Below are 18,121 nucleotides of genomic sequence, written 5' to 3' on the forward strand. Positions count from 1 at the left end.
GGGGCGGGCGGGACGGCGGTCCGCCCCGCCCGGCATCGATCAGTTGGCCGGCTTGGCGCCGAACCACTTCTCGTAGATCGCGTCGTAGCGTCTGTCGGCCTTCAGCGTCGCCAGGGCGGCATTGACCTTGGGCGTCAGCTCGCTGCCCTTGGGGAAGCCGATGCCGTACTGATGCGCCATCATCTGCGCGCCGACGGCCTTCACCTGCCCGCCGCCGGCCTTGGCGATGTAGTAGAGGACGTTCGGCGTGTCGTGCATGGCGGCGTCGACGCCGCCCGCCCGCAGCTCGAGGTAGGCATTGTCGATGTTGGGGAACTTGCGCAGCTCGGTGCCGGTGAAGTGCTGCTCCGCGTAGTCGGAGGCCGACGTGCTGGTCTTCACCGCCAGCGACTTGCCCTTCAGGTCGTCGGGGCCGGCGATGTCGCTGTCGGCGGGCACCATCAGCAGGAAGCCGCTGTCGTAATAGCCGTCGGAGAAGTCGATGACTTCCTGGCGCTCCGGCTTGATCGTGATGCCGGCCAGCGCGACGTCGACCTGGCCCGTCTGCAGCGCCGGGATGATGCCCGCGAAGTCCATCGGCTGCAGCCGGTAGGTCACGCCGATCTCCTTGGCGACGGCGTCCCACAGGTCGATGTCGAAGCCGACGTAGGTGTCGCCCTCCTTGAACTCGAAGGGCACGAAGGCGGTGTCGGTGGCGACGATCAGGTCCTTGGCGGAGGCGGTCGTCGCGGTCACCGCCAGGACGGCGGCGCCGATGAGCGAAAGAATGGTCTTCATGGCACTTCCCTGTTCCGGTGTCGTCTGATTTGGACCGGCTCCTTGCATGACGGCCGATCATGCAAAAAGATTTGCACACGCCGACCAAAGATGCAAATTCTTTGCATAGGCCGTTCCTGCTGCAAGGAGTTTTGCGATGCCCGACCATGTCTTCGGCCGCTCGACGCGCGGCGTTCCCCCAGTCGCCGTGCGGGGCGAGGGGTGCTATCTGTTCGACGCGGCGGGGAAGCGGTATCTCGACGGCTCCGGCGGGGCGGCCGTGTCCTGCCTCGGCCATTCGGATCCGGACGTCCGCGCGGCGCTGCATCGACAACTCGACCGGCTGGCCTTCGCCCACACCGGGTTCTTCACCTCGGAACCCGCCGAGGCGCTCGCCGACGCCCTCGTGGCGGCGGCCCCCGAGGGGATGGAACGGGTCTATCTGGTTTCCGGCGGATCGGAGGCCGTCGAGGCCGCCATCAAGCTCGCGCGCCAGTACTTCCTGGAGATCGGGCAGCCGCAGCGCCACCGGGTCGTCGCGCGGCGCCAGAGCTATCACGGCAACACTCTCGGCGCCCTGGCGGCGGGAGGCAACGCGTGGCGCCGCGCCCAGTTCGCGCCCCTGCTCGTGGAGACCAGCCACATCGTGCGGTGTTACGCCTACCGCGAGCAGGCGGCGGGCGAGAGCCTGGCGGACTACGGCCGCCGCGCCGCCGACGCGCTGGAGGAGGAACTGCTGCGCCTCGGGCCGGACACGGTCATGGCCTTCATCGCCGAGCCGGTGGTCGGCGCCACGGCCGGGGCGGTGCCGGCGGTTCCGGGGTACCTCCCGCGCATCCGCGAGATCTGCGACCGCTACGGCGTGTTGCTGATCCTCGACGAGGTGATGTGCGGCATGGGCCGCACCGGGCGGATGTTCGCCTGCAAGGAGGACGGCGTGGCGCCGGACCTGCTCACCGTCGCCAAGGGACTCGGCGCCGGCTATCAGCCGATCGGCGCGCTGCTGGCGACGGGGCGCGTCTACGAAGCCATCGCGAGCGGCAGCGGCTTCTTCCAGCACGGTCACACCTACATGGGCCATCCCATGGCGGCGGCGGCGGCGCTGGCCGTGGTGACGGCGATCCAGGAGCGCGACCTGCTGGCGCAGGTGCGGCGCCGGGGCGCGCGCCTCGACGCCCGCCTGCGCGAGGTCCTCGGCGACCATCCGCACGTCGGGGACATCCGCGGACGCGGCCTGTTCCGCGGTATCGAGCTGGTCCGCGACCGGGCGACGAAGGAGCCCTTCGACCCCGCCCTCGGGATCCACCGCCGGATCAAGGCGGCGGCCTTCGCGGCCGGCCTGATCTGCTATCCCATGGGCGGCACCATCGATGGCCGCAGCGGCGACCACGTGCTGCTGGCGCCGCCCTACATCATCGACGACGGTCAGATCGACGATCTGGTGGCGATGCTGGCGGCGGCCATCGAGGCGACGTGCCCGGCGGCGTGACGGCACTTGTCGAACAGGCATAGGCTGCTGCCGTCCCAGGCCAGGATCTTGACCATGTCCAGCCGCTTCGAGCGGAAAATGAGGAGGTCGCCGCAAAAGGGATGGCACCGCAGGGCTTCCTGTACGACTGCCACTGGACGGTCGAACCCATTGCGGAAGTCACCGGTTTCGGACCGAGTACCACCTTCACGCCCGTCGGCGGCGCGATCACCGCAGCCTCCACAAAACATCAACGCTGGCGACCAGCAGGGCCGGATCGACGTCGGCTGAAAGCACGGCGTGCCCGTCATCGACCACCACGTCGATTCGACCCGGTCGGCGAGCATCGGGCTGCTGCGGACGCGTCGCCGGTATCGGTGAAGGAGAGCTTCAGTCAGAAGTAACAGGAACCTGCGGCCCGGACGGCGGAAGCCTTCTCCACTGGCTGCGCGAGTCCAGTCCGGCCGCCTTCACGGCCGCCTGGATCTGTCGGCGACGGTCGGCGGCATCCCTGGCCGGCAGGGAGCGCAAGCTTTTCGGCCTCCATGGCTGTCGGCAGCGGTGCCAGCGTGGCCGAGGCGACGAGCAGGCGCCGTTCCGGGAAGCGCTTGCGCAGGGCGGCCACCGTGGCGGCCAGATCACTGGCGGCCTGCACCACCGGTGCCATGGTCTCGCGGCGCAGAGCGAACGCCATCGGCAGGGTGTCAGCGATCACCAGCGGGCGGCGGTCCTTCCCACCGAGCCAGCCGCCGAGGACGTGCATCAGAGCCTTTGGCGTCTCGGCCGGCAGGTCATCTAGCGCGCTAGCGCTGGCGGCCTTCTGCGACCAACTGGACGTGCCGCTCGGCGGAGCCGAGTTCGGCGATGGCGGCGGCCAAGCTGTCGGCCATGCCCTTGCTGTTGGCGTATTCGGCGAGGTCGTTTTCCAGGAAGCACCGTTCGACGGCGAGGATGAGGTCGATGTCGCTGCTCTTGCCGACCTCGCGGACCAGCTGGTTCATGCCGAGGCGGACCTTGCCTCGTTCCTTGGCCTCCGGGGTCTTGTTCACCTCCGAGGTCAGGACCTTCTCGCGCAGGAAGGCGCGGTCAAACTTCTCGATCAAGCCAGTCTTCGCCATAAGCCGTTTCCGTTCTCAATCCCTTGGCGCGGATCCACTCGGCGCCGTTCACGCGCTTGGCCGCCAGCAGGGCCGGGGCCGGCACTTCGGCCAGCGTCAGCCATTCCCAGGCCGCGCGTTCGTCGCCGGCGTCGTCGGCGGCGGCGGATTCCGCGGCATAGAGGGCGTTCTGCGACAGGCCGAGCTTGCGCTCGTCGCTCAGGTAGCTCTTCGGCATGGTGGGTCTCCCATGGTGTGGTGTCCTTCGCTGGTGAGCTTAGGCGCCGGGACGGCGGGCGTCAGGGGTCAATTGCCAGGTGTTCAAGGCAGGTCCGGTCGGAACCGCAGCCCCGGCCGGTGACTGCGTCGCATCGCCATGCCGGCGGCCCGGGCAGGTGCCTTCTTGCGGCGCAGTGCCTGGCGCGGCGGCTCCTTCTCTTGCTCCTCCGCCAGCTCGACCGCCGGCTTCAGCGGCGCGCGGGCCAGCGCCGCGTCGACCACCTGCTGGATGACGGTATGCGCAGCCTCCTTGCCCCGCTCGGCCACCAGGTCGTTGAAGTCGGTGCGGCCCTTGGCCTTCTCGGCCTCGGTGAGCGGCGGGCGCCCACCAGCTCGGCGGCGGCGGTCGCCCGGTCGATGCCGGTGTTGGGCTTGTTCCTGGCTTCCAGGTGGTGGTCGTCGGCGGCGGCGAATGCGTGCCGCAGCGTGCAGCCCTCGGCGGTCTCTTCCAAGGGCAGGTCTCCTTGATGGGGAAGACCTGCTCGGGATGGTTCTCGCAGCCCCCCACCTCCACCAGAATACCGCAGCCCGCCGGCGAGCAATCGCGGCGGGCTTCGTGCATTCCGGCCTCGTTCCGTCGTCGGCCCTGATGGTCCCTTGCACAGGATCGGCGGATCGGGCGGTGCGCGACGCCGCCATCGGTCGGCCGCTTCAGGCGGGCCACACCAACTCGAAGACCGATCCCCCGCCACCCGATGCACGACACGTCGCGTTGCCTCCGTGCGCCCGCGCGACCGCCTTCACCACGGCCAGACCCAAGCCGCTGCCCCGACCGGATCGGTCGTCCTGACCGCGATGGAATGCCTCGAACACGCGCTCGGTGAAGCCGTCGGGAATGCCCGGCCCGGCGTCCTCGACCTGAAGGTGAGCCATGCCGTCGCTTTCGAACGAGCGGACGCGCAACGGGCCGGGGGTCGCGTGGTGGACGGCGTTGTCCAGCAACGCCAACAGGGCCTGCCGCATCCGCACCGGATCGCAGATCGCTTCGAACTCGCTCAGGTCCAGGGAAAGCGTGAACCCCGCCGCGCGCAAGGTCGGTTCGAAGGCATTCACGGTGGACCGGATCTCGGCGGCGAGGTCGCACTGCTCCAACTGAACCGTCAGGCGGCCGCTTTCGTCCAGGCCGAGGACGCGGAGATCCTCGACCAGGCGGGACAGGCCCTCCACTTGGCTCAGCAGTCCCGAAAACAGTTCCGGGCTCGGCTGGAACACCCCCTCTGCCAGCCCCTGAAGGCGGCCGCGCAGCACCGTCACCGGGGTTCGCAGTTCATGGGCGATCGCGGCGTTCCAGAAGGCGCGGTCGCGAGCCATGCGCTCCAGACGTTCGGCGAGATCGTTGAAGTCGGAGACGAGGCGCGTCGCTTCGCCCATCGACCGGTCGTCGGCGGTCGCACGGGCGGACAGGTCGCCTTCGGCCACCCGCCGCAGGTTGTCGGCAACGGAGTTGAGGGGCGTCAGGATCCGCTGGGCCAACTTGACAGCGATACCCGCCGCCAGCCCCAGGGCCGCGAGCATGGTCGCGGCCATCCAGGTGAGTTCCACCGGCGCAGGGTAGAGATCGTCGGAAATGCTGTCCGGGTAATAGGTCAGGAATACCGCGTAGAACACATAGGACCCGCAGATCACCAGCAGGGCCACGGCGAAGGCCAGAACCGTCATCGACAGGACGATCTGGCGGCGCAGGCCGGACCTCCGTTCGCGCTCCGACATCGCCGTCACGCTCCGCCCAGCCGATACCCGACGCCCCGCACATTGGCGGGCACGCCCGTCACCCCCTGCGCTTCCAGCTTCTTGCGCAGCTTGCTCAGGTGGCTGTCGACGGTGCGTTCCAGCGCCTCGCCCTCCGGCAGGCAGGTCTCGAGAAGCTCGCTCCGGCTGAACACCCGTTTCGGCGTTCGGGCCAGTCGAGCCAACAGGCGGAATTCGGTCAGCGTCAGGTCGAGCACCGTTTCCCGCCCGTCCTCGCCCTCCACCAGGGCCTGATGCCCCTCCAGGTCGACCGCCAGGGCGCCGAAGCGGAGAACGCGGCGCGATGCGGCCCGGCCCTGGCCGCTTGTCCGCCGCAGCACGGCCTTCACCCGCGCGACGACCTCCGCCGGATTGAACGGCTTGACGACGTAGTCGTCGGCGCCGATGCGCAGCCCCATCAGCTTGTCGATGTCCTGATCCAGGGCGGTCAGCATGATGACGGGGGTATCGCCGCGATGGCGCACCTCCGCCAGCACCTGCCAGCCGTCCAGGCGTGGCATCTGCACGTCCAGCAACAGCAGGTCGGGGTTCAGCGACAGGTGAAGGTCCAGGGCGCGCCGTCCGTCCTCGGCCCTGACGACGCGCGTGCCCGCCCGCTCCAGATAGGCGGTCAAGATGTCGGCGATGTCGGGGTCGTCCTCGGCGACCAGAACCAGCGCTTGCTCTTCCACCGTCCTCGTCGGTCCTTTTTTCTCGTCTCCATCGTATCTCCACATACCCTCGGCTCGATCGCAACCGCTGTCTGCGACCAAGGCGTCGGATGGCCGGCGCCGATCGCCGCGCCTTCGACCACAAGGTTGGAGTGACCATGAAGCGGACAGTCTTTCTTGCGGCGGCGGTGCTGGGCACGGCCGCCTACGCGGGGATCGCGTTTTCGGACGACGGGCCGGACACCGTGGAGCGCGCCGCGCCGACCGGGGTCCTAAGCGTCAGCGTCACAACACCCCGCGAAGAGCGGGTGGTCGAGCGCCTCGGCGTGATCGGAACGCTGGTCCCGCGCGAGGAGGTCACGGTGATGCCCGAGGTCGCTAACGCCCGCATCCTGAGCGTATCGGCCGAGGTGGGCGACCGCGTCCGCAAGGGCGACACGCTGGCGGTGCTCGATCCCGCCAACGCGCGGTTGCTGGTCGCCCAGATGGAGGCGGACTACGCCAGGGTCCGCGACGAGTTCGCCCGCGTCGACTCCATCAAGGACACCGGGGCCGTCAGCAAGGGCCTCGTCACCGAAAAGAAGAACGCCGTGGACGCGGTCGCCGCCAAGCTGGAGGAGGCGCGCCTCGCCGAGCGGCGCACCGTCGTCACGGCGCCCGAGAGCGGCATCGTGTTCGACCGTCGCGCCACGGTCGGGGCACTGGCCAACCCCGGCGAGGCGCTGTTCCGCATCGCCCGCGATGGCGAAATCGAGGCGGAACTGCGGGTGCCGGAGGGCTCTGCGAGTCGCGTGTCGCCGCTGGCGCCCGTCAGCCTGTCGATCGCCGGGATGCCGGACCCTTTGTCGGGGACGGTGCGCTTGGTGTCGCCGCGCATCGACGCGGCCGACCGCGCCGCTCCGGTCCGCGTATCGATCCCCGGCGGGGAGGGGCTGAAGGTCGGCGGCTACGTCCATGGCGACATCGCGTTGACCGCGGTGACGGCCCTGGCCGTACCGATGACGGCCATCCAGCGGGACGCCGCCGGTGCCTTCGTGTGGACGGTCGAGACCGAAGGCCGCATCGCGCGCCAGGCCGTCACCCTGCTCGTGCAGAAGGATGACGTCGCCCTCGTTGCGGGGGTGACGGCCGCGGTGCGCGTCGTCGCCAGGGCGGGGTCGCTCGTCCGGGCGGGCGACACCGTGACGCCCGTGGAGGCCCGCTGATCATGGCGATGCCGGTGTCCACGTGGGCCATTCGCAACCCCATCCCGCCGATCGTCCTGTTCCTGGCCCTGACCATCGCCGGGCTGGCGGCGTTCTCGCGGATTCCGATCAGCAACATGCCCAGCATCGTCGTGCCGGCGGTGAGCGTCACGATCAGCCAGCCCGGTGCGGCGCCGAGCGAACTGGAAACCCAGGTCACCCGCCGCGTCGAAGGGGCTCTGGCGGGCCTGCGCGGGGTGAAGCACATCACCTCGACGATCTCGGAAGGTGTTTCCGCCACGACCGTGGAATTCCATCTGGGAACCGACTTCGACCGCGCGGCGAACGACGCGCGGGATGCCGTTGCCGGTATTCGCGACCAGTTGCCGCGCACGATCCTGGAACCGCAGGTCCAGCGCGAGGAGGGGGAGGGCGGGGCCCTGCTCGCCTACATCGTCGATGCTCCCGAGATGCGGCCGGAGGACCTGGCGTGGTTCATCGACGACACCGTGAACCGGCGCCTTCTCGCCGTTCGAGGCGTGGCCAAGGTGACACGCCACGGCGGTGTCACGCATGAGATCACCGTCACCCTCGATCCAGCCCGGCTCGCCGCTTTCGGCGTGACCGCCGCCGACGTCAGCCGCCAGCTGGCCCAGACCAACGCCGATTTTCCCGGTGGGCGCCTGGTTCAGGCGGGCACGGAATACAGCTTGCGGACGCTCGGCGCGGCGCCGTCGGTGGCGGCGTTGCGCGACACCTGGATCGGTCTCGGCTCCGGCCGGGGCGTCCGTCTGGGCGACATCGTCGCGATCACCGACGGCGGGGCGGAAGCGCGCTCCATCACGAAGATCGACGGCAAGCCGGCCGTCACCTTCTCCGTTCAGCGCGCGAAAGGGGCCAGCGAGATCTCCACCGGCGCCGCCATCGAGGCGGCGATCGCGGAGTTGCACGCCGCCCATCCCGGCGTGGTCTTCACCGAAGTCTTCTCGCTCGTCGACTTCACGCAGACCAGCTACGACTCGACGATGTCGACCTTCGCCGAAGGCGCGGCTTTGACGATCCTGGTCGTCTTCCTGTTCCTGCGCGACGGGCGGGCGACCGTGCTGGCGGCGCTGACCATTCCGCTGTCGATCATCCCGACCTTCCTCGTCATCCATCTGCTGGGGTACTCGCTGAACTTCGTCAGCCTGATGGCGATATCGCTCGTCACCGGCGTGCTCGTCGACGACGCCATCGTCGAGATCGAGAACATCCACCGCCACATGGCGAAGGCGAAAAGCCCCTACGACGCCGCGATGATCGCCGCCGACGAAATCGGTCTGGCGGTGGTGGCGACGACGGCGGTGATCTGCGCCGTGTTCCTGCCCGTCAGCTTCATGGGCGGCACGTCCGGCCAGTTCTTCGTCGAGTTCGGCGTGACGGTGGCCGTGGCTGCGGTCTTCTCGCTGCTCGTCGCGCGGTTGCTGACGCCGCTGATCGCCGCTTACGTCCTGAAGGCCCCGGCGCACCGCCCCGAAACGACGGGCGGGTGGACCGCGCGGTACCGCCGTCTGGTCGAGTGGACGCTGGACAATCGCGGCAAGACGTTGGGCATCGCCGCCCTCAGCCTCGCGCTGTCGTTCGGCATGATGCCGTTCCTGTCGACGGGTTACCTGCCGTACGAGGACTATTCGCAATCCAGCCTGACTATCGAACTGCCGCGCGGCTCCACGCTCGCGCAAACCGACGCGGTCGCGCAGCGCGTCGCAGTCGCCCTGAAGAAGCACCCCGAAGTGCTGTACGTGCTGACCAATGCCGGCACCGAGTCCGGCGTGAACCTCGCGACCGTGGACATCAAGCTGGTGCCCCCGAAGGCGCGGGACATCAGCCAGCGCGACTTCGAAAGCCTGGTGCTGCCGGACCTGGCGACCGAGCCCGACGCCCGCGTGAAGTTCGCCAATTCCATGGGGGCGAAAGACATCAGCATCGCGCTCACGAGCGAAGACGCGACGGCCTTGGAAGCGGCGGCCATCGCCATCGAGCGCGAGATGCGGACCATCGTCGGCATCAACTCCGTGGGCAGCACGATGCCCGCGGCACAACCGGAAATCCTGATCGTTCCCGATCTCGCCAAGGCGGCTCAGCTCGGCGTGACCGTTCAGGCGCTGAGCGACGCGGTGAGCATCGCCACCATCGGCGATACGGACGGCAACCTCGCCAAGCTCGACCGCGACGGACGGCGCCTGTCCATCCGTGCGCGGCTCGCCGCCGGTCCGGCGACGTCGCTCGACACCATCCGGGAATTGCGCGTTCCGACGGTATCCGGGGGCTCGGTGGCGCTCGCCGCCGTGGCCGACATCCGCTTCGGTGCCGGTCCGTCGAGCATCGAGCGCTACGACCGCCGCCGCAAGATCGCGGTCGAAGCCAACCTCGACGGTCTGTCGCTCGGCGACGCGATGGCGCGGATCAGCGCCCTGCCGGCCATGCAGGCGCTTCCGAAGGAGATCGAGGTTCTCGAGACCGGGGACGTCGAGGAAATGGCCGACCTGTTCTCCCGCTTCCTGACGGCCATCGGGTTCGGGCTGATGATGGTCTATGCGATCCAGGTCCTGCTCTATAAGGACTGGATTCAGCCGATCACCCGCATGGCGGCGCTGCCGCTGTCCATCGGCGGCGCCTTCCTCGCCCTGCTGCTGACCGGAACCGAACTCAACCTGCCGGCCGCCATCGGGATCCTGATGCTGATGGGGATCGCCGACAAGAACTCGATCCTGCTCGTCGATTACATGGTCGAGCGCATTCGCGCCGGCACACCCCGGCGCGAGGCGATCGTCGAGGCCTGCACCGTCCGGGGGCGGCCGATCATCATGACCTCGCTGGCCATGTTGGCGGGCATGGTGCCCATCGCCGTGGGCCTCGGCCTCGATACGGCGTTCCGGGCCCCGATGGCCATTGCCGTGATCGGGGGGCTGATCTCGTCCACCGCTCTCAGCCTCGTGTTCGTGCCGGTGCTGTTCGACTACGTGCGCGATTTCGAGGACTGGCTGGTGCCCCGGCTCCGGCGGCTGCTCTGAACCGGAAGCGCCGCTTTCCCGCACTCCCCATCGCATCTCCACACGGCCCCGACCGCATCCCGACCTGCCTGTCCGATCACGCTCGCAGGGCGGGGTGTCGGGTCGGGGATGAGGACCGAACCCATGCGTCTCCCCATCCTGTTCCTGCTCCTGTCGTCGGTGTCGGCCTGCTCTCTGGTACCGCCGCTCGAAACGCCGGCGCCGCCCGTTCCCGTGGCCTTTCCCGACCATGAGGCGGTGCCTGCGGAGGCGAGCGCCGCCGGCCTGAGCCGCGCGGCGGTCTTCCGGGACCCGCGCCTGCTTTGGATCATCGATCTGGCGCTGGAGAACAACCGCGACCTGCGGCTGGCGCTGCTCGATGTCGAGGCTGCCCGCGCGCTGAACCGCGTTCAGACGGCGACCGCGCTGCCCGGCCTCGACGCCCAGGCCTCCTACAGCCGCGAGCGGACGCAGGGGCTCGGCGAGGGGCAACCCGCGACCGCCGATCGCCATGGGGCCTCCATCGGGCTCACTGCCTTCGAACTCGACCTGTTCGGCCGGGTCCGCGCCGTGTCCGACGCCGCCTTCGCCCGCTACCTCGCCAGCGAGGAGGGGTACCGGGCGGCGCGCGTCACCCTGATCGGCGCCGTCGCCGATGCCTATTTCGCCGAGCGGCTGGCCGTCGAGCAGCACGCGCTGTCCCAGCGGACGCTGGCGGATTGGCGCGGCTCGCTGGCGCTTGCGCGCGTCCTGCAGCAAAGCGGTCGCGGCGGTGCCCTGGACGTGGTCCGGGCGGAGGCTCAGGTGGCGTCGGCGGAGGCCGATCTGCGGGCGCGGGACCGAGCGGCCGCGCAAGCCGCCAACGCCCTGCGGCTGGTGGTCGGGGCCGAGGTACCGGCCGATCTCCCGCCGCCCCTGGCTCTGGAGCACGATCCGGTGGTGACGCGGTTGCCCGCCGGTCTCCCGTCGGACCTGCTGCTCAACCGTCCGGACATCCGCCAGGCCGAGCGGACGCTCGCCGCCGCCAACGCCGACATGGGCGCGGCCCGTGCCGCCTTCTTCCCGCGGCTGTCGCTGACCGCTGCGTTCGGCTTCGCCTCGCCGTCGCTGACGGCGTTGTTCAGTTCCCAGCACAGCGTCTGGAACGTCTCGCCCGGTATCGTCCTGCCGATCTTCGACGGCGGCAGACGGGACGCCGAGCTGGATCTGGCGAAGGTGCGCAAGACCGAAGCCGTGGCGCAGTACGAGAAGGCGATCCAGACGGCGTTCCGCGAGGTCGCCGACGGGCTGGCAGGGAGCGCCACGCTCGGCGCCCAGATCGAGGCCCAGACCCGTACCGTGTCGGAGTCCGCCCGCGCCGTGGCTCTGGCGGAAACCCGGTACCGCGCCGGGCTGGAGAGCCGCCTGGAGCTGCTGGATGCGCAGCGCCAGCTGCAGGCCGCGCAACAAGCGCTGCTGACCCTGCGCCATGACGAGATCGCCAACGCAGTCGCGCTGTACAAGGCGTTGGGCGGCGGAGCGGCGGGCGAGACCCGGACCGAGCCGAAACCATGACCTCGAACGAAACCGCCGATCCCATCGGCGCGCGCTGGAGAATCCGGTTCTGGACGATCTTCGGCGGTCAGGCCCTGTCCCTCGGCGGCTCGTCCCTGACGCAGTTCGTGTTGATGTGGTGGATCGCCGACACGACGGGCAGTGTCGCCGCCCTGTCGATGGCGGGCCTCGCCGCCCTGCTGCCGCACGCTCTGTTCAGCCCCATCGGCGGGGTTCTCGCGGACCGCTACAGCCGCCGTTGGCTGATGATCGCGGCCGATACCGTCAGCGCGTCGTGCATGGCGATCCTGATGATCCTGTTCCTGACGGGCCGGGTCGAGCCCTGGCATGTCTATGCGATGATGGCGATCCGCGGCGCCATGCAGGCGATCCAGGAGCCGGCCGCCATCGCATCGATCGGGATGCTCGTGCCGCGCTCGTTCCTGCCACGTGTCGGTGGTATTGAGCACTCCGTGCACAGCGTCACGGAAATCGTGGCCGCTCCCCTCGGCGCTTTGACGATGAGCCTGCTGCCATTGGGGTGGGCGCTCGCCATCGACGTCGTCACCGCCCTTCTCGGCATCGTACCCCTGCTGATCTTCCGCATACCGCAACACCGGATTCCCGCTGAAGACCGCACTGGCTTGTGGGGTGAGTTCCGCGACGGGATGCGTGTGGTGCGGCGCTCCCAGGGTTTGCAGCACCTGTTCCTGTTGCTGGCCGTGGGGCTGCTCGCGGTCATGCCGTCGTTCATGCTGATTCCCTTGCTGGTCAAGGAACATTTCGGCGGCGATGTTCGCGACGTGGCCTTGATGGAGGGGCTTTCGGGAGCGGGCATGATGATCGGCGCAATGATGGTGGCGGCCCTCGCCCCTCGGCGGCAGGTTCCCTGGGTTCTTTGGGGGATGACGCTGTCCTGTGCGTCGTTGGCGCTGACCGGTCTGGTGCCGTCCGGCCTGTTCGGCCTCGCCCTCGTGTGGTGGGTGCTGAGCGGCGTGACCTATTCCCTCAGCGCCGCCCCGTGCATGGTTCTGCTGCAACTGGTCGTACCCAACCATCTGCTGGGACGGGTGCAGTCGCTGCTCAACATGATGCTGAGCCTCGCCGCTCCGGTCGGCCTGGCCGTCGCCGCCCTGCTGAGTGAGTACACGGGGGTGCGCACGCTGTTCGTGTGCGCGGGCGCACTGGCCGCCGTTGTGACCACGTTGGGATTCCTGTCGCCCGCGTTGAGACGGCTCGACGAGGATGCGTGTGTCACGCCCGCCCGGGGGTGACCCGCTGCCACGCGCCGGGCCATCGACCTCCGCGACGGCGACACCGTCGACGCCGCGGCGTTCAAGGCGCTGGTCGAGGCGGCGGTCGCGTTCAACGAAGCGAACCGGAAGACGAAGCGCCGATAGCCGGGCCTGCGGCCGCGGCGGTGCGCTCCACCGGGTGCCCCATCGCCGGGGAGAGGCCCGAAGGACCCGCCCCGGCGATGGCGACGTCTGCGGTCTGCGGCAGCGCGGTCAGGGGGGCCGGGCGGATGGTCAGTGGGCGACGGTGAAGCGGGCGCGCCGATGCCGCGGGTTCTCCGCCTCGTCGAGCAGGGCCACGGCGAGGTCCTCCATGGAGATTGCCGAGCGGCCCGCGCCGTCGACCAGCAGCGTGTCGCCGCCGACCCGGTAGCGGCCCGTCCGCGCGCCGGGCTGGAGATCGGCGGGCGGGCTCAGGTAGGTCCAGTCCGCCTGCGTTTCCGCCTCGCAGACGGCGTACTGGTCGCAGCAGGCGACGGCGATGGCGCGCCACGCCGCCTGAACGTAGCGCTCGTCGTCGACGATGGGAAGCCCGGTGTCGGGCGCCAGCAGGCTGCCGGCGCCGCCCACCAGCAGAAGGCGCACGCCGGTCTGGCGGAGCCCCTCCAGCAGCGCCTCGGCGGTGGTCACGTGATCGCGCTCGTGGCCCGGCCCTGGGCGGGTGGCGCTGACGACGAGGTCGTGGCCGGCGCTCAGGGCCGCGACGTCGGCCGCACGGGCGGCATCGCCGGCGCGGAGGGTCGCCCCGTGCAGCGCGTCGGGCGCCTGGGACGGATCCCGCAGGACGGCCGTCACCGCATGGCCCCGCCGCAGGGCTTCGGCGACGACGCGCCGCCCGACGTTTCCGGCGGCTCCGAAGACGAGAATACGCATGGTCTTCACACTCCTGTATCCGAGGATGTCTATGGTGTCGGGGTCAGTGCCGGGCGGCCGCGCGGGCGGCGCAACAGCGAGGCGATCGCCAGCACCACCGCCGCGCTGCCGGGCAGCCACTGCCAGCCGATGGTGGCGGGATCGGTGGCGAACAGAATGAGCATCGAGAGGAAGGGGACGAGGTAGGTGTAGGCGGTCACCGTTCCCGGCGTGAGGACCGCCGCGCCGCGCTGCATCAGCCAGAAGGTGACGCCGCTGGAGAAGACGCCGAGGTAGGCCACCAGCAGCAGATCCGCGGCGGTGATGCGGGACAGCGCCTGCACCGGCTCGACCGCCAACCCCAGCAGGCCGATGAGCACGCCGCCGACGGCCAGGCTCCAGAAGGTCCGCAGCGCCGCACTGTCCGACAGCCACCCCCGCTCCAGACCCCACTTGCTGAGGACCGGATAGAGCGCCGAGGCGCCGCAGCCGAGGAAGAACAGCCCCTCCGCCAGGCCGAAGTCCAGCCCGCCGGCCGCACCGCCCGCGCCGACCCACGCCAGGGCCAGCGCGCCGCCGGCACCGAGGAGGAGCGACGCCACCAGGCCGCCGTTGCGCCGTTCCACGCCGAACAGCCGGCCGAGGCCGTAGGCGAGCAAGGGGACGCTGACGTAGAGGGTCGCCATGGACAGCGCCGTGACCTGATGTGCGGCCCAGAACATGGCGCCGAAGAAGCCGGCGAGGCACAGGCCCATCACCCCGTAGAGCGCGAGGCCCCGGCCGCCCGGCCAGCGGTCCCGCGCGCCCCGGATCACCACCGCCATGGCGGCTGCCGCAATGGCGAAGCGGATCGCCGTCAGCAGCAGCGGCGGCAGCCCGTCGCTCAGCAGCGTCACCGCCGGGAACGACAACCCGACGATCAGCGCCCACAGCAGCATGCCGGCGTGCGCCCCTTCGGGCGTGGCGGCGGAGGACTTCGACAGGGACGACATGGGCTTTCCTCTGCGGATCGGGGGAACGGCGCGGGGCGGGTGGACTCCGTCCGGCGCGCGGAAGTATCTTCACATCAAGATATCTCCTGGCGCCAAAGTGGTCGTGATTTATCTTGATGTCAAGCTATCTTCGGCCTCACCCGGAATAGGGACGCTTCGCCCGCGGCCGCTTCGGCGGCGAGGCGGTCGGCCAGGGCTTCTGCGGTGGCGTCGGCCCGGCGCAGGGAGTCCTGCAGGCGGGCGTCGGCGAACTCGTCGTATTCGGCCGCGACGCTGTCGACCCTGGTGATGCCGATGTAGCCGAAGGCGGTGCGGATGCTGGGTTCCACGTGGTTCATGTGGGCGATGCGCTGCGCCGGATCGTAGCCGAAGTCGCCGCGCGCGCTCAGGATCACCAGCCGCTTGTCCAGGCCCGCCAGCAGCGGCCAGTAGGGGACGTCGCCGCGCGTCCGGTCGAACCCGAAGGTCCGCCCGACGCGGACGATGTTGTCGATGTAGGCCTTGAACTGGGCCGGCGGGCCGAAGTTGTACATGGGCACGCCGGCGACGATGACGTCGGCCGCCAGCAGTTCGTCGACCAGGGCGTCGCTCTCGCGCAGCACCTCGGCCATCCAGGGTTCCCGCGCTTCCGGCGGGGTGAAGGCGGCGCGGATCCAGCGGCCGCTCACCGGCGTCGGCGGCTCCTGCCCGACGTCGCGGTAGACGATGCGGTCGTCCGGCCGGATCTGCGCCCAGCGCTCGACGAACTTGGCCGACAGCCGCCGGGTGTGGGCGCCGTAGCGGTCGCGGTCGGAGCGTCCGGGGCGGGCGCTGGCGTCGATGTGAAGTAGCGTGGCCATGGGCCTCTCCTGTCTCCTGCGGGATGAGCCGAAGGCGCCGCCGGACATCCGGACGGCGGCCCCTGCGATACCCCAGGGATGGCTCTTTTCCACCGCCTGCACAAAATCGTATTGCTCAGGAGGGGGATGAGGAGAATTCATCATGGACCGGTTCCGCCGGCTGCCGCCGCTCGCCGCCCTGCGGGCCTTCGAGGCGGCGGCGCGCCACCTGAACTTCCGCCGCGCCGCCGAGGAACTCGCGGTGACGCCGACCGCCATCAGTCATCAGGTGCGCCTGCTGGAGGAGACGCTGGGGCTGCGGCTGTTCGAGCGCGGCAGCCGCGGCGTGCGCCTCACCGCCGCCGGGGCGGACCTGTTCCCGGCACTGCGCGATGGCCTGGACACCATGACCGCCGGCGTCGACCGATTGCGCCGGCAGCGCGACCGGGCGGTGGTCCTGAGCGCCCCCATGGCCTTTTCCTCGCGCTGGGTGATCCCGCGCGTCGCCCGCTTCCACGCGACGAATCCGGGCATCCGGCTGCATGTGCTGGCGTCCGACGATGTCGTGGCGCTGGACGGGCGCGGCGCCGACCTCGCCGTGCGCTACGGCAGCGGCGAGGTGGCGGGCTGTGCCGTCACGGCGCTGCTGCCCGGTCTGTTCGCGCCCGTGGTCGGCGGTGCCCTGGCGCCGGCGCGGCCGGACGATCTCGCCGATCACACCCTCATCGGCTATCGCTGGCGCGAGCCGCGCGACCGGGCGCCGCTGTGGCCGGAATGGTGCCGCGCCGCCGGCATTCCCTGGGCGACGCCGGCCCGCGAGCTGTTCTTTTCGGAGGAAGGCGACGCCCTGCAGGCCGCCCTCGCGGGTCAGGGGGTGGCACTGGCCAACCTGGCGCTGGTGGCATCGGAGATCGCGGCCGGCCTCCTGCGGATTCCCTTCGGCCCCATCCTGCGGGACCGCGCCTTCCGGCTGGTGGTGCCGGACGGGCCGGCGCGCCGGCGGCCGGACGTGGCCGCCGTCTGCGACTGGCTGCGGGACGAAGCGGCGACGGCGGCGCACGACGTGGAGCGCCTCGCCGCCGCATGGCAGCCCGGGGCGGCGGCCCGGTGAGGGGCCGGCGTCCCGTCGGGGCGTCTCAGCTGCCGATGCCGGTCAGGTGTACCGCCTGCGAGCCGTACTCGTACACCGCCTCGTGGACCGGCCGCCACGGGTGCGGCGCGGGCTCGGTCACCGGCAGCGGCAGATCGGACTCGGGCAGGCGGCCGAGGACGTGCTCGGCGAGCAGGCGGCCGAACACGGTGCCCGGCGCGATGCCGCGGCCGTTGTAGCCGGAGAAGCCCACCGCCTGCGGCCCGAAGCGGTGGAAGCGCGGCAGGGCGTCGGCGGTCATGCCGATCCAGCCGTACCACGACTGCTCGAAGGGCACGCCGGCCAGCATGGGGAACAGGCGCTTCAGGGTGCGGCGCGCCCAGGCGCCGTGGATGGCCTTGCCGGTGCCGCGCAGGGCGCCGACGCTGCCGAGCACCAGCCGCCCCGCCGCATCCATGCGGAAGGAAGTCAGCACGTCGCGGGTGTTCCAGCAGCCCTCGCCGCCGGGCAGCACCGCCGCCCGCTGCTCCGCCGACAGCGGCACGGTCGCGAAGTTGAAGTAGGGCAGGTGGACGATCTCCGCCCGCACCTGCGGCCAGGGCGCGCTGGTATAGGCGTTGGTGGCGACGATCACCCAGTCGGCCTCCACCCGCCCGCCGCCGGCGGTGGTCAGCTGCCAGCGCTGGTCGCCGCGGTCGCAGGCGGTGACGCGGCTGTGGGTGTGGACGGTCGCGCCGGCCTTCAGTGCCGCCGCCGCCAGCCCGCGGGCATAGGCGAGCGGCTGGATGGTCCCGGCGCGCTCGTCGAGCAGGGCGCCGGCATAGGCGGTGGTGCCGATGCGGCGCGCCGCTTCCTCGGCCGACAGCACGCGCACCGGCGCGCCGCGCCTCTGCCACTGGGCGCAGCGTTCCTCGATCTCCGCCAGGCCCTCGGGGCCGACGGCGCAGTGCAGGGTGCCGGCGTGGCGGGCCTCGCAGTCGAGGCCGTGGCGGGCGACGATGTCGAACACCAGGCGCGGCCCGTCGCCGAGGCACTGCAGCAGGCGGTCGCCATGGACGGGGCCGAGCACGCCCGGCAGGTCGTCGGGCTTCACCCACATGCCGGCGTTGACCAGCCCGACATTGCGGCCGGAGCCGCCGGAGCCGATTTCCTCGCCTTCGAGCACCGCCACCGAGGCGCCGCCCTCGGCCAGGTGCAGGGCGGCCGACAGGCCGGTGTAGCCGCCGCCGACGATGGCGACGTCGACGCGGCTCAGGCCGCTCAGCGGGGCGGTGGCGGGGGCGGCAGGGGCACTGGCGGCCCACAGGCCATGGCTGTCGATCATCG

The 18,121-nt window shown here is 70.6% G+C and carries 18 protein-coding genes; 6 read left to right on the top strand and 12 right to left on the bottom strand.

Annotated elements, in window-relative coordinates; translation table 11 throughout:
- Positions 1–39: 39 nt before the first annotated feature.
- Entirely contained in the window at positions 40–777 is a 738-nt protein-coding gene (glnH, locus tag CRP50_RS04665) for a glutamine ABC transporter substrate-binding protein GlnH (protein WP_097277842.1), read from the bottom strand.
- 136 nt (positions 778–913) lie between these two features.
- Between glnH and CRP50_RS04670 the strand changes: the two genes are divergently transcribed.
- On the top strand, positions 914–2,245 hold the full coding sequence (locus CRP50_RS04670) for an aspartate aminotransferase family protein (RefSeq protein WP_097277843.1): 1,332 nt from the start codon (positions 914–916) through the stop codon (positions 2,243–2,245).
- On the opposite strand, the gene tnpB is transcribed toward CRP50_RS04670, so the two are convergent.
- The 7 genes from tnpB to CRP50_RS04710 form a co-directional block, all read right to left on the bottom strand.
- Positions 2,182–2,571 (bottom strand): transposase, encoded by a 390-nt coding sequence (gene tnpB / locus CRP50_RS04675; RefSeq protein WP_245913367.1) that lies wholly within the window; start codon positions 2,569–2,571, stop codon positions 2,182–2,184. The genes CRP50_RS04670 and tnpB overlap by 64 nt on opposite strands.
- A gap of 47 nt (positions 2,572–2,618) precedes the next feature.
- The gene (locus tag CRP50_RS04680; RefSeq protein WP_097277844.1) at positions 2,619–2,987 is read right to left on the bottom strand and encodes a hypothetical protein; all 369 of its coding nucleotides are present in this window, start codon (positions 2,985–2,987) and stop codon (positions 2,619–2,621) included.
- 40 nt (positions 2,988–3,027) lie between these two features.
- Positions 3,028–3,327, bottom strand: a complete 300-nt coding sequence (locus CRP50_RS04685; protein ID WP_097277845.1) for a hypothetical protein — start codon at positions 3,325–3,327, stop codon at positions 3,028–3,030.
- The gene (locus tag CRP50_RS04690; protein ID WP_097277846.1) at positions 3,311–3,559 is read right to left on the bottom strand and encodes a hypothetical protein; all 249 of its coding nucleotides are present in this window, start codon (positions 3,557–3,559) and stop codon (positions 3,311–3,313) included. The genes CRP50_RS04685 and CRP50_RS04690 overlap by 17 nt, the downstream gene beginning before the upstream one ends.
- A gap of 83 nt (positions 3,560–3,642) precedes the next feature.
- Entirely contained in the window at positions 3,643–3,867 is a 225-nt protein-coding gene (locus CRP50_RS04695; protein WP_097277847.1) for a hypothetical protein, read from the bottom strand.
- A gap of 384 nt (positions 3,868–4,251) precedes the next feature.
- Entirely contained in the window at positions 4,252–5,310 is a 1,059-nt protein-coding gene (locus tag CRP50_RS04705; RefSeq protein WP_097277849.1) for an ATP-binding protein, read from the bottom strand.
- Between the two features lie 5 nt (positions 5,311–5,315).
- Positions 5,316–6,065: a response regulator gene (locus CRP50_RS04710; RefSeq protein WP_097277850.1), complete on the bottom strand. Its 750-nt coding sequence runs from the start codon at positions 6,063–6,065 to the stop codon at positions 5,316–5,318.
- 44 nt (positions 6,066–6,109) lie between these two features.
- Here CRP50_RS04710 and CRP50_RS04715 point away from each other — a divergent pair, with 44 nt between their 5' ends.
- The 4 genes from CRP50_RS04715 to CRP50_RS04730 all read left to right on the top strand — a co-directional run bounded on the left by CRP50_RS04715 (position 6,110) and on the right by CRP50_RS04730 (position 13,022).
- Positions 6,110–7,204, top strand: a complete 1,095-nt coding sequence (locus tag CRP50_RS04715; RefSeq protein ID WP_245913369.1) for an efflux RND transporter periplasmic adaptor subunit — start codon at positions 6,110–6,112, stop codon at positions 7,202–7,204.
- 2 nt (positions 7,205–7,206) lie between these two features.
- Positions 7,207–10,236, top strand: a complete 3,030-nt coding sequence (locus tag CRP50_RS04720; protein WP_097277851.1) for an efflux RND transporter permease subunit — start codon at positions 7,207–7,209, stop codon at positions 10,234–10,236.
- Positions 10,237–10,359: 123 nt separating this feature from the next.
- Positions 10,360–11,769: an efflux transporter outer membrane subunit gene (locus CRP50_RS04725; protein WP_097277852.1), complete on the top strand. Its 1,410-nt coding sequence runs from the start codon at positions 10,360–10,362 to the stop codon at positions 11,767–11,769.
- Positions 11,766–13,022, top strand: a complete 1,257-nt coding sequence (locus CRP50_RS04730; protein ID WP_097277853.1) for an MFS transporter — start codon at positions 11,766–11,768, stop codon at positions 13,020–13,022. Before CRP50_RS04725 ends, CRP50_RS04730 begins: the two co-directional genes overlap by 4 nt.
- Positions 13,023–13,277: 255 nt before the next feature.
- Here CRP50_RS04730 and CRP50_RS04740 read toward each other — a convergent pair whose 3' ends face one another.
- The 3 genes from CRP50_RS04740 to CRP50_RS04750 form a co-directional block, all read right to left on the bottom strand.
- Complete coding sequence (locus CRP50_RS04740) at positions 13,278–13,916, bottom strand: NAD(P)-dependent oxidoreductase (protein WP_097277854.1); 639 nt, start codon at positions 13,914–13,916, stop codon at positions 13,278–13,280.
- A gap of 29 nt (positions 13,917–13,945) precedes the next feature.
- Positions 13,946–14,887, bottom strand: a complete 942-nt coding sequence (locus CRP50_RS04745; RefSeq protein WP_217991992.1) for a DMT family transporter — start codon at positions 14,885–14,887, stop codon at positions 13,946–13,948.
- Positions 14,888–15,006: 119 nt separating this feature from the next.
- Positions 15,007–15,726, bottom strand: a complete 720-nt coding sequence (locus CRP50_RS04750; protein ID WP_097277855.1) for an FMN-dependent NADH-azoreductase — start codon at positions 15,724–15,726, stop codon at positions 15,007–15,009.
- A 142-nt stretch (positions 15,727–15,868) separates the two neighbouring features.
- On the opposite strand from CRP50_RS04750, the gene CRP50_RS04755 reads away from it, so the two are divergent.
- Complete coding sequence (locus CRP50_RS04755) at positions 15,869–16,816, top strand: LysR substrate-binding domain-containing protein (RefSeq protein WP_097277856.1); 948 nt, start codon at positions 15,869–15,871, stop codon at positions 16,814–16,816.
- Between the two features lie 25 nt (positions 16,817–16,841).
- Here the strand turns inward: CRP50_RS04755 and CRP50_RS04760 are convergent, their stop codons facing one another.
- Positions 16,842–18,119 carry an NAD(P)/FAD-dependent oxidoreductase gene (locus tag CRP50_RS04760; protein ID WP_097277857.1) on the bottom strand — a complete coding sequence of 426 codons (1,278 nt, stop codon included), beginning with the start codon at positions 18,117–18,119 and terminating at the stop codon, positions 16,842–16,844.
- Positions 18,120–18,121: the final 2 nt, after the last annotated feature.

The organism is Caenispirillum bisanense (assembly GCF_900230255.1).
In the GTDB taxonomy this organism is placed as follows: domain Bacteria; phylum Pseudomonadota; class Alphaproteobacteria; order Rhodospirillales; family Rhodospirillaceae; genus Caenispirillum; species Caenispirillum bisanense_A.